Origin of the sequence: Granulicatella sp. HMSC31F03 (assembly GCF_001807725.1) — a bacterium.
GTDB classification, from domain to species: domain Bacteria; phylum Bacillota; class Bacilli; order Lactobacillales; family Aerococcaceae; genus Granulicatella; species Granulicatella adiacens.
Map to the genome: position 1 here is coordinate 65,272 of NZ_KV790871.1, position 12,792 is coordinate 78,063.

The window sequence follows — 12,792 nt, forward strand, 5'->3', positions numbered from 1 at the left end:
TTTCTATTACACCCAATAGAAATCGTATAGATGATTAATCCCGAACAAATTAAATACACGCTTTTTAATAGAGCAAATATCAGCATCAGTTTTGAAAATGCTTGTCCATTCATCATTTGGAATAGTAACGCTAAGGAGAATTGAGCAACAAAATAACAAACAACTGAAACTAACACAGTTCCCAATTGATAAAATTGATAGTTTTTCTCCCCAACTCTTTGAATGAGAAGGTAACGGATTTGATGTCGTCTCTAAATGACAACCCCTAGTAAAACTAATAATAAGGTGTCTGAGAAATATGCTGTAAAATGGGAAGACAATAAGTCTAGTATTAAGTTACCGAAAATTTGCCCTTTTAAAACAAAAGAGACTCCAGAAACAATCGATAATCCATACACCCATTGTTGTCTTTTTCCTTTTAGGAGCTCATTCATTAATATCCCTCCTTCAAATCCATCTTTCTTCTGATAATTAATAGGAGAATCGTCAAAAGACTATAAAATATCGCAGGATATACAAAAATAACCCAGGCTGAATGAGAAATAGTTTCTGCTAATAATGTGTACATTCCTGGTTGAATGAGTGATAAAACGCAAATTGAATAGCCGATAATCGGGGAAATTCCACCTATAACCATTGCTAATAAAAGCGATATAATCACTAATAACAATCCACTGCATAAATAAATGATATATCGCTTTAGGAACAATCCAACTGAAAAAACAAATGAATAGAAAATAGCATATCCTAAAGGTATTATTACTATCGTACAGATTAAATTGACAAAACTATTGGTTGAAAAGTTGATAGTAAAGGACCATGTCAAATATGAACTATTCTCCTCGAAGATAAAAGGAGAATAGAAAATATGGACCATGATAGCTTGGAGCACCATTTTTACAAAGAAAACAAAATAGATTATGATAAAGTTCGTTTTAAATTGTCTTAATAGAAGTGGTGAAAAGAATGTTTTTTTATGTCGTAATCTCACAGATTGTAAATAGTCGCAATGCGTTATCCTTTGTCTAATACATTCGTGAGAAAAGAATAGCGGTGGAATCATAAATGCCACAAAACCATACACAGCGTCCAATATCTGAATGGAGCTGAATATAATTTCATAAAACAGTGGTATTCCTCCTTCTGCTCCTCCAAAGTGTCCCGTTGACAAATGATAATGAATATAGTTTAGAATCATAACGATGGAAAGTATCCAATAGAAAATGATTGAGAACATTGACCATTTATTTTTATAAAATACCATTTTTTTCACCTACTTTTGCCTTCAATTTTTTTACACTAAGAATAACTTTGTTTCCGTTTTCATTGTACTCTTTTTATGTGCAACAAACAATAATCAATTATGAAAATTATCGATAAACACATATAAAAATCCACTACTTTTAAAACTCAAACTAAAAAAAGAAGAATTATGCTATACTGAAAGAAAGCGAGGGAAAAGAATGTTAGAAAAATATAAAACGATTAAAGAAAATGGAGTCCATGAAATTGAGATCAAAGGGTCCAGGTTTATCGCCCATTTTAGCCGTGTAAAAGACGAAGAAGAGGCGCTGGAATTTATTCAAACGATCAAAAAGGAACATTGGAAAGCCACTCATAACTGCTCTAGTTTTCTCATTGGTGAAAACGATCAAGTTCAACGAGCAATGGATGATGGCGAACCTAGCGGAACGGCAGGTGTTCCCATGCTAGAAGTGTTGAAGAAAAATGAATTAAAAGACATTGCTGTGGTAGTCACTCGTTACTTTGGCGGTACAAAACTAGGTGCAGGGGGCCTCGTTCGCGCATATTCTGGGGCAGTAAGTGAAGGCCTGAAAGCCATAGGAGTGGTAGAATGTCGGCTTGAGGAACAACTCTCACTTTCTTTCAACTATGCACATGTAGGAAAAGTAGAATATTATTGCCAAACTCAACAGATTCCAATTGTGGATAAAGTCTTTCTAAACGACGTACAATTTACATGTAGCCTGCCCGTTCAAGAAGTGGAACACTTTGAAGCAGAAATCATTGAGCTCCTACAAAATCAAGTCACTTTTGATAGTCTTGGTACAAAATATACCGAATACGAAATCTAATCAAAAAGACCTATTCAAATGAATAGGTCTTTTTGTAAGGTTTTAAAGGGAGTTCAATTTCAAAAAAATGATCGCACTAGTTGATTGACTTAAACAAAGCTTTGATTCTTTGTTTAAGCCGAATCAACTTTGCGTGGGAGCCATAGGAACTCATTGAGAAAGGTTTGAGTTCTGGTCTCTCCTTTGACCTACACTAGAGGAAACGTAAAGAGGGGGCACGGGTTTCCAGACGTTTCCTTAAAAGAGAAGATTATCAATATCGGTTTGCGACAATAGAAGATCCATTTTCGCTAAATTGGAATAACGATTCATCGTTGGAAGTTCATCCAGTATGACGATATCTGTTCCAAGGCGTTTTAATAATTGATCAATCATATTCGAAAGTCGCATTGCAAAAGGGCCACTCGTAATAAATCTACGTGGGACTGCCTCCATCATCATGATGATTTCTAAAATATAATTTTGAATGGCCTTCGTATCTAAATCTGTTTCTTGTAAAAAGATGATTTCTCTCTCATCGGCCATCGCCAGCATAAAAGCACCTTTTTTATAGAATCCCATCGCAGCAATTGGAGAAAGTGTCAGTTGAATTTCACAGCTACCTGTAAGAATTCCTTGAATCATCTTTTTAGCTCTCAGAAGTGAAAAATCACTAACCACAATGGGTTCCGGCTTCACTTGGAAAAATGGCTTGAGTTCTTCAATCGTATCGAAACTCATCTCTTTACGAGTGATTCCTAGAGACTTAATTTGTTTTGTTTTTTGGTTATATTCTAAAACAGAGTAAAAATCCTCTTCTTTTTGTTTAAGAACTTTCGCCGCTTTTAAAATTTCTTCCCAGTTTCCTTCTTGAAGTAATACTGTAGTGATTCGTTGTACAAAAGTAATTTCAGACTTTTTTAAATCAGCAAAAAGATCAAATGGTTCATTGAAGCTCGAGATAATTGGTAATTCTCTAGCTCCTTTCACAGGATACCCTTTTTGCTTTAAGTATTCCATTTCGCCTTCATCAAATTCACTTCGCTTTACAAACTGAATTTCGATGCCTTTTCGAAACCAAAATGCTTCTGGTTTTTCTTCTCCAACAACCTCATCTGACATCGAAACAAGTCTTTCAGAAAGTCGATATCGAACAAGTTCCTCTTCGTTCTTAAAGAATAATAATCGAAGATCTTGTGGTTGATTTTTTTCAATTAGGAAGAAAAACTTAACAGCTCCCGTCTTATTCTGGAAAGCAAAGGCAGCATTTTTGAGTTCTGTTTGCTTTTTTACCTTCTTAAGAAGCAACGGTATCAGTTGGTACAATTCTTGACTCATATACACTACCCCTATCTTTCATTTATTCATTTTTATTATACTACCTTTCACATTTTTTTGATAGCGTTTTTAGTTTTTATTTAAAATATTATATATTTGACGTTTTTTAATGATTTATTTCCTTCATAAACTATTAATTCCCACTATCTCATGAATTTATTCGTTTTTTTAACCGCTCAATTTTCTCTATTTTCAGAAAACTTAATCTTTTCTTAATTATTTAATCGTGATAATTTCTTAATTTGGGTAAAAAAATACCCCGTCAAGCATTGGAAACCCAATCCTTGACGGGGTAAGGAATACTTCTTAACGATCGATTTCTGTTACTTTTCCTGTAGCATTCGAAACTTTAACAGTGACATCATCATTTGCACCTAGATAAATGTCAAATTCCCAAATGACTTCACCATCATCTCTGTCAACACTCCACTCACGGATAGAACCGTTAGGATATTCTTTTTGAGCGACAGCAGCCATATCATCCACTTGTTTCAATGAAGCTGTGTCAATTTTCTCTTCATTTCTTTCACCTGGTTCAGCTGGTACTTCAGCATATTTAGAGAATGATTTTGTAGCTTTATCATAGCGATACGTATATTCTTTTGTATCGTTGATTGCTTCAATTTCATAATACATCCCATTTACAAATTCGATAGTGGTAATGTCTAAATCAGGGAAAGCTTTTTTGAAAGTGTCAATCAATTCTTTCTGCATTGCATTTTGACTTCCCATAGACTGACTAGAATTTGTCGTAGCACTTGAAGTAGTAGCTGTATTGGCTGTACTTGTAGTGGCTGTCACAGTTGTAGCAGGAGCTTGTGTTGTCTGTTGCACTGTTGTTTCAGGAGCAGCAGTCGTAGTTTCTTTTGCTGGTGCAGCTTGATTTGAACAGGCTGCTAATAGGCTTGCGGCTGCAAGACTTAAGATTTTTGTTGTTTTTTTCATTTCTTCACTCCATTCTTAAGTTTCCGCTATTATACACTATTTTGTTAGAACCTCAAAGAAACTTCTATGAATAATCTAAGAAAAAACACCCTATTGAAAACATCAATAGGGTGCTTGAATTCACAGATTATTCATTTGTGTCTTCTTCAGAAGGAGTTGGTTCTCCAACAAGAACTTCTGTTTGTTCCACTGATAATACTGGTTCTGAAGTACTTGTTTCCATATTGCGGTAACGAGCCATACCTGTACCAGCAGGGATGATCTTACCAATGATAACATTTTCCTTCAATCCGAGTAAGTGGTCTTTCTTGCCGCGGATAGAAGCATCTGTCAAGACACGAGTTGTTTCTTGGAATGATGCAGCAGACAAGAAGCTGTTTGTTTCTAATGAAGCTTTTGTAATACCTAATAATACAGGACGCGCTGTCGCAGGTACTTCACCGTTCATGATTGCTGAGCGGTTACGTTCTGTAAAGTCTGCAATATCAAGTAATGTTCCTGGAAGGATTTCTGTTGAACCTGGATCCATTACGCGAACTTTACGTAACATTTGACGAACCATTACCTCAACGTGTTTATCGCCGATTTCTACCCCTTGCATACGGTATACTTTTTGTACTTCACGTAATAAGTAGTTTTCAACGGATAATACGTCACGAACACGTAATAATTCTTTAGGATCGATAGAACCTTCAGTTAATGGAGCACCACGATCGATGATTTGTCCTTCTTCCACTTTTAGACGAGCTGTAAATGGAACTGTGTAAGAACGAGTATCTGTAGAGCCTTTAATCGTAATTTCTTTTGTACGACTTCCAGCATTTTCTTCGATAGAAACGACTTCACCCGCTACTTCACTGATTGTCGCAACCCCTTTAGGATTACGAGCTTCGAAGATTTCTTGGATACGAGGTAAACCTTGAGTAATATCGTCTCCGGCAACCCCACCGGTATGGAACGTACGCATTGTTAACTGTGTACCAGGTTCCCCGATTGATTGAGCGGCAATTGTACCAACTGCTTCCCCAACTTCAACTTCTGAACCTGTAGCTAAGTTACGTCCGTAACAGTATTTACATACACCATGTTTTGTATCACATGTGAAGGCTGAACGAATTGTAATTTCTTCGATTCCAGCTTCAATAATCTTACGAGCAATATCTTCAGTAATGATTTCATTACGTGCTACTAACACTTCACCTGTTTCAGGATGTTTCACTGAACGTTGTGCGTAACGTCCTAACATACGTTCTTCAAGTGTTTCAATGACTTCATTTCCCTCTTTAATCGCAGTAATTGTTAAACCACGATCGCTTCCGCAGTCTGTTTCACGAATGATAACATCTTGCGCAACGTCTACTAAACGACGAGTTAAGTAACCTGAGTCGGCTGTCTTCAAGGCCGTATCGGTCATCCCTTTACGAGCACCGTGAGTAGACAAGAACATTTCCATAACGGTTAACCCTTCACGGAAGTTTGATGTAACCGGTAATTCCATGATCTTACCGTTAGGAGCGGCCATAAGTCCACGCATACCAGCAAGCTGAGTAAAGTTAGAGATGTTACCACGGGCTCCAGAGTCACTCATCATGAAGATTGGGTTACGAGAACCTAATGTGCGAATTAACGCTTTTTGGATATCATCTTTCGCTTTGTTCCATGTTTCGATAACACGTTCATAACGTTCGTCATCTGTAATTAAACCACGACGGAATAATTTAGAAATGTTGTCGACTTGTTTATGTGCATCTTCAAGAATTTCTTTCTTGTTATCTGCAACTGAAATATCTGCAATCCCTACTGTTAAACCAGCACGAGTTGAGAATTTATATCCTAAGTCTTTCATACGGTCTAACATCATTGAAGTTTCAGTGATATGGAATCGTTTGAACACTTCTGCGATGATTTGACCTAAGTTTTTCTTCTTAAATGGCGAAACGATTTCACGTTTAGCAATTTCTTCTTTGATGTTTGCTCCTGGCTCTAAGAAGTATTTATCTGGTGTAGCTACTTCTAAGTTTTCCATTGTTGGCTCATTTAAGTAAGGGAATTCATTTGGCATGATTTCGTTGAATAATAATTTACCAACAGTTGTGACCATCATTCTCTCTTTTTGCCAATCTGTAAATGGTTTATGAGCAAGTGAGCTTGCAGGAACCGCAATACGGCTGTGTAAGTGTACATAACCATTGTTATAAGCTAATACTGCTTCGTCCATGTCTTTGAAGAACATACCTTCCCCAACACGGCCTTCTTGTTCCATTGTTAAGTAATAGTTCCCTAAAACCATGTCTTGAGATGGAGTAACAACTGGTTTACCATCTTTAGGGTTTAGGATGTTTTGAGCCGCTAACATCAGTAAGCGAGCTTCTGCTTGAGCTTCTTGAGACAGTGGCACGTGAACCGCCATTTGGTCTCCATCGAAGTCGGCATTGTAGGCTTCACACACTAATGGGTGAAGACGGATGGCACGACCTTCTACTAGAGTTGGTTCAAACGCTTGAATCCCTAGTCTGTGAAGTGTAGGTGCACGGTTCAATAGAACTGGGTGTTCACGAATGACTTCTTCAAGGATTCCCCAAATATCGTCATCTAAACGTTCAATTTTACGTTTAGCGCTCTTAATGTTTCCAGCGATTTCTCGTTCAACTAATTCTTTCATTACGAAAGGTTTGAATAATTCAATCGCCATTTCTTTAGGAAGACCACATTGGTACATTTTCAAGTTTGGTCCTACTACGATTACAGAACGTCCAGAGTAGTCTACACGTTTACCAAGTAGGTTTTGACGGAAACGTCCTTGTTTCCCTTTAAGCATGTGGCTTAATGATTTCAATGGACGGTTACCTGGTCCAGTAACTGGACGGCCACGACGACCATTATCAATTAAAGCATCGACCGCTTCTTGTAACATACGTTTTTCGTTTTGAACGATGATACGTGGTGCGTTTAATTCTAATAAACGTTTTAGACGGTTATTACGGTTAATTACACGACGGTATAAATCGTTTAAGTCACTTGTCGCAAAACGTCCACCTTCTAATTGAACCATTGGACGTAAATCTGGTGGGATAACTGGAATAACATCCATTACCATCCAACCAGGTTTGTTTCCTGATTCTTTGAAGGTATCTAGAATATCTAAACGACGGATTGCACGCGTACGTTTTTGACCTTGAGCTGTTTTCAACTCTTCTTTTAATTCAGCGATTTCAGCCTCTAAGTCAACTTTATTTAATAATTCTTGAACGGCTTCCGCACCCATTGCTGCATGGAAACGAGTTCCAAATTCAGCACGTTTTTCACGGTATTCACGTTCTGTTAATAATTGTTTGTTCATTAAAGTTGTGTCGCCAGCGTCAATAACAACATAGCTTGCAAAATAAATGACTTCTTCCAACGCACGTGGACTCATGTCTAACACAAGTCCCATGCGGCTTGGAATGCCTTTGAAGTACCACACATGTGATACTGGAGCTGCTAATTCGATGTGTCCCATACGTTCACGACGAACTTTTGAGCGCGTAACTTCAACGCCACAACGATCGCAGACTTTACCTTTATTATTAATTTTCTTTAATTTTCCACAAGAACATTCTAAGTCTTTTGTTGGTCCAAAGATTTTCTCGCAGAATAAACCATCGCGTTCTGGTTTTAAAGTACGGTAGTTGATTGTTTCAGGTTTTGTAACTTCCCCATGTGACCATTCACGGATTTTCTCCGGTGACGCCAAACCAATCTGCATACTTTCAAAATTATTTACATCTATCAAGGGGCCTACCTCCCTTTCTTTTGGAATTGCCCTACGATTCCAATAGTTCTATTACTCTTCGTCAATTTCAAAATCATCTTCAACAACGTCTACTTCAACGTCTTCAGATGAAGTTTCTTCTGCTGCTGATAATTCAGCTGCGCGGTCTGAATATTCATCTAATTGCGCACGTCTTTCGTTTGTTCTTTCAACGTCACTGAAACGAATTCCTTCGTCTTCGTCCATATCTTCTAGTTTGATTTCTTCATCCTGTGCATCCAGTACTTTCATATCAAGACCTAAAGCTTGTAATTCTTTTACTAATACGCGGAATGATTCAGGTACACCTGGACGTGAAATTTGTTGACCTTTAACGATTGATTCGTAAGTCTTCACACGACCAACAACGTCATCTGATTTGTACGTTAAGATTTCTTGTAATGTATAAGCAGCACCATAAGCTTCTAGTGCCCATACTTCCATTTCCCCAAAACGTTGTCCACCAAATTGCGCTTTACCTCCAAGAGGTTGTTGTGTAACGAGTGAGTATGGTCCAATTGAACGAGCGTGAAGTTTGTCGTCAACCATGTGGGCAAGTTTGATCATGTACATAACCCCTACTGACACACGGTTATCGAATGGTTCCCCAGTACGTCCATCATATAGAATCGTTTTCGCATCACGAGCCATACCCGCTTCTGCAACAGTTCCCCATACGTCTTCATCTTGCGCACCATCGAATACTGGTGTTGCGATGTAAATACCTAATTCACGAGCTGCCATTCCTAAGTGTAACTCTAACACTTGTCCGATGTTCATACGTGAAGGTACCCCTAATGGGTTTAACATGATGTCAACTGGTGTTCCATCTGGTAAGAATGGCATATCTTCTTCCGGCATAATACGGGAAACAACCCCTTTATTACCGTGACGTCCGGCCATCTTATCCCCTTCATTGATTTTACGTTTTTGTACAATATATACACGAACTAATTTGTTTACACCAGGTGCTAATTCATCACCTGCTGCACGTGTGAACACACGTACATCGCGGACAATACCGCCACCGCCGTGAGGTACACGTAGAGACGTGTCACGAACTTCACGGGCTTTTTCTCCGAAGATTGCGTGTAATAAACGTTCTTCCGGTGATTGTTCTGTTAACCCTTTAGGAGTTACTTTACCAACTAAGATATCACCATCTTTAACTTCAGCACCGATACGAATAATTCCGTCTGCGTCAAGGTTCTTCAATGCGTCTTCCCCAACGTTTGGAATCTCACGAGTAATTTCTTCAGGTCCAAGTTTTGTATCACGAGCTTCTGAATCGTAGTCATCGATGTGGATTGAAGTATACACATCATCTTTAACTAGACGTTCACTCATAATAACCGCATCCTCGTAGTTGTAACCTTCCCAAGTCATGAACGCTACTAGAACGTTTTGTCCTAATGCTAATTCACCTTTTTCCATAGAAGGTCCATCTGCTAGGATTTCGCCTTTAACGACTTTATCCCCTTGTGCCACGATTGGACGTTGGTTGTAACACATACCCGCGTTTGATCCGTGGAACTTAGTGATTTGGTAAGTATCTAATGAGCCATCAGCTGTACGTACACGTACTTCTTTAGCATCAACGAATTCGACTACACCATCACGTTTACATAACAAGGCAACCCCTGAGTCATGTGCTGATACGTATTCCATACCTGTACCGATGAATGGTGCTTTTGGATTTAACAATGGAACAGCTTGACGTTGCATGTTCGCACCCATCAACGCACGGTTTGAGTCGTCGTTTTCTAAGAACGGGATACATGCTGTCGCAACTGCAACTACTTGTTTTGGAGAAACGTCCATATAGTCAACGCGTTCTACTGGCACTTCTAAGTTTTCAGATACGTAACGCGCCATAACAACATCATTCACGAAGCTTCCATCTTCATTTAATGGAGAGTTTGCTTGCGCTACTACGAAGCTATCTTCTTCGTCAGCTGTTAAGTAGTCGATTTTATCTGTAACTTTATGAGTGTTCCAGTCTACACGACGGTAAGGAGTTTCAATGAAACCATATTTGTTAATCTTCGCATAAGTTGATAAGCTGTTGATCAACCCGATGTTTGGTCCTTCAGGAGTTTCGATAGGACACATACGACCATAGTGAGAATAGTGAACGTCACGAACTTCATATCCGGCACGGTCACGAGTCAAACCACCAGGTCCTAACGCTGATAGACGGCGTTTGTGTGTTAACTCTCCTAATGGGTTTGTTTGGTCCATGAATTGTGACAATTGAGAAGATCCGAAGAACTCTTTAATAGCCGCAACGACTGGACGAATGTTTACTAATTGTTGTGGTGTTACTGTTGCAGTGTCTTGAATAGACATACGTTCGCGAACCACACGTTCCATACGAGATAAACCAATACGGAATTGGTTTTGTAATAATTCTCCTACTGAACGGATACGACGGTTTCCTAAGTGGTCGATGTCGTCTGTTGTTCCGATTCCTTCGTAAAGGTTTAAGAAGTAGCTGATTGTAGCGATAATGTCGCTTGCAGTCACGTGTTTCACGTCTTCAGTCACGTTTCCGTTCCCAATAACTTTAATCACGCGTTCTGGGTCAGCTGGTGAATAAACTTCTACTGTTTGGATTGTTACTGGCTCTTTAATAACACCGTCTTCTGATGGATGTAAAGTGAATAGGTTCGCACCTTTTTCAAGGACTTCTACCACTTTTTCCATTACATCGCGTTCAAGAACCGTTCCTTTTTCAACAACGATTTCTCCTGTTTCAGGATCTACTAAGTTCTCAGCAATTGTTTGGTGTAATAAACGATTTTTTAAGTTTAATTTTTTATTGACTTTGTAGCGTCCAACTGCTGCTAAATCATAGCGGCGTGGGTCAAAGAAACGAGCTGTTAATAAGTTGCGCGAACTTTCAGCTGTTTTTGGTTCACCTGGACGTAGACGATCGTAAATGTCTTTTAGGGCTTCTTCTGTACGAGATTCATCCATACGTTTATGAACATCTTTATCTAGAGTTAAACGTAATGTTTCGCTATCTCCGAAGATTTCTTGGATAAGCTCATCTGAACCGAAACCTAACGCACGAACTAATACCGTTAATGGGATTTTACGAGTACGGTCGATACGCACATAAGAAATGTCTTTTGAGTCTGTTTCATACTCTAACCATGCACCACGGTTTGGAATTAATGTTGAACCATATAATTGCTTACCGTTTTTGTCAGGTCTGTCATGGAAATAAGCACCTGGTGAACGAACTAATTGAGATACAATTACACGTTCAGCACCATTAATGATAAATGTACCCATTTCTGTCATTAATGGGAAGTCACCGAAGAATACTTCTTGGTCTTTCACTTCACCAGTTTCTTTGTTCACTAAACGCATTTTTACGTAAATTGGAGCCGCATAATTTGCGTCGTGATTTCTAGCTTCTTGTAAATTATATTTTGGAGCATGTAATTCATAATCTAAGAATTCCAATGATAAATTACCTGTATGGTCTTCAATAGGAGAAATATCCTTGAACATTTCACGGATTCCTTCATCCAAGAACCATTGGTAAGAATCTGTTTGGATTTCAATCAGATTAGGTAATTCTAATACTTCACTGATTCGTGCATAACTTCTACGCACACGGTGTCTACCGTATTTCACATCATGATGTGCCAACTCTTCCACCCCTAATAATTAGTATTGATAAATGTTACAATATGATGACATTTATTAAAAGTTCGTAACAAATGGAGATTTCGGTCGATTTTTAAACAAAAAAAAACCAAAAGAATTGTTTGCGGTCATTTGTGAAAAATGCAAATTCTTTTGTTTTAAGCCTTTATTTGTAAGGAATTGGACAATATTTCAACCCTCACACCGATTAAAATCCACACTTATTGCGTTATATTATTATACACAAAATCCCAAGCATCGTCAAGGTTGACGACACTTGGGAAAGTTAGATTTTATCTGGTTTTTTCGGACTAATATGTGCCCTCTTCAACCGATTGATTCTTCACGATTTTCACAATCCGGCTTGTTCCAAGACGACTTGCTCCTAATTCGATGAATTTTTCGGCATCTTCAATGCTAGAAATCCCGCCAGCGGCCTTTACAAGAACACCTTCTCCAACATGTTTCTTCATTAGCGCCACATGTTCAAATGTCGCACCCGCAGTTGAGAATCCTGTTGAAGTCTTAATGAATTCCGCACCCGCTTTTGTTATGATTTCGCACATCTTGATGATTTCGTCTTCTGTAAGAAGTGCTGTTTCGATAATCACTTTTAAGATATGACCGCCACATGCTTCATGAATTTGACGAATTTCATCTTCTACAGCATCAAAGCGTCCATCTTTCACGTCTCCAATATTGATGACCATATCGATTTCGCTAGCTCCATTTTGGATAGCATCTTTTGTCTCGAAGACTTTGGCTGCTGTTGTGCTATAGCCGTTTGGGAATCCGATAACGGTACAGATAGCTAATTTTCCATTCACATATTCGCTCGCACGTTTGACAAAAGAAGCTGGAATACATGCTGAAGCAGTTTCGTATTTCATCGCATCATCTAAAATCTCTTTGATTTCACTCCAAGTAGATGCGGGCAATAATAATGTATGGTCAACTGTTTTCAAGATTTCTTTGATTTCCATA

At 38.5% G+C, this 12,792-nt stretch carries 6 protein-coding genes and 1 pseudogene; 1 reads left to right on the forward strand and 6 read right to left on the reverse strand.

The window, feature by feature from the left end:
- Window positions 1-251: 251 nt before the first annotated feature.
- Window positions 252-434: a hypothetical protein gene (locus tag HMPREF3106_RS08710; RefSeq protein ID WP_070445931.1), complete on the reverse strand. Its 183-nt coding sequence runs from the start codon at window positions 432-434 to the stop codon at window positions 252-254.
- 1,029 nt (window positions 435-1,463) lie between these two features.
- On the opposite strand from HMPREF3106_RS08710, the gene HMPREF3106_RS08720 reads away from it, so the two are divergent.
- Entirely contained in the window at window positions 1,464-2,096 is a 633-nt protein-coding gene (locus HMPREF3106_RS08720; RefSeq protein WP_049555817.1) for a YigZ family protein, read from the forward strand.
- A 237-nt stretch (window positions 2,097-2,333) separates the two neighbouring features.
- Here HMPREF3106_RS08720 and HMPREF3106_RS08725 read toward each other — a convergent pair whose 3' ends face one another.
- The 5 genes and pseudogenes from HMPREF3106_RS08725 to deoC all read right to left on the reverse strand — a co-directional run bounded on the left by HMPREF3106_RS08725 (window position 2,334) and on the right by deoC (window position 12,791).
- On the reverse strand, window positions 2,334-3,413 hold the full coding sequence (locus HMPREF3106_RS08725; RefSeq protein WP_049555818.1) for a hypothetical protein: 1,080 nt from the start codon (window positions 3,411-3,413) through the stop codon (window positions 2,334-2,336).
- A 306-nt stretch (window positions 3,414-3,719) separates the two neighbouring features.
- Entirely contained in the window at window positions 3,720-4,358 is a 639-nt protein-coding gene (locus tag HMPREF3106_RS08730) for a PepSY domain-containing protein (RefSeq protein ID WP_049555819.1), read from the reverse strand.
- A 127-nt stretch (window positions 4,359-4,485) separates the two neighbouring features.
- Window positions 4,486-8,130 carry a DNA-directed RNA polymerase subunit beta' gene (rpoC, locus tag HMPREF3106_RS08735; RefSeq protein ID WP_070445934.1) on the reverse strand — a complete coding sequence of 1,215 codons (3,645 nt, stop codon included), beginning with the start codon at window positions 8,128-8,130 and terminating at the stop codon, window positions 4,486-4,488.
- 215 nt (window positions 8,131-8,345) lie between these two features.
- A pseudogene (rpoB, locus tag HMPREF3106_RS08740) lies at window positions 8,346-11,820 on the reverse strand (DNA-directed RNA polymerase subunit beta); the annotation flags it as partial.
- Window positions 11,821-12,119: 299 nt separating this feature from the next.
- Entirely contained in the window at window positions 12,120-12,791 is a 672-nt protein-coding gene (gene deoC, locus HMPREF3106_RS08745) for a deoxyribose-phosphate aldolase (RefSeq protein ID WP_070437021.1), read from the reverse strand.
- Window position 12,792: the final 1 nt, after the last annotated feature.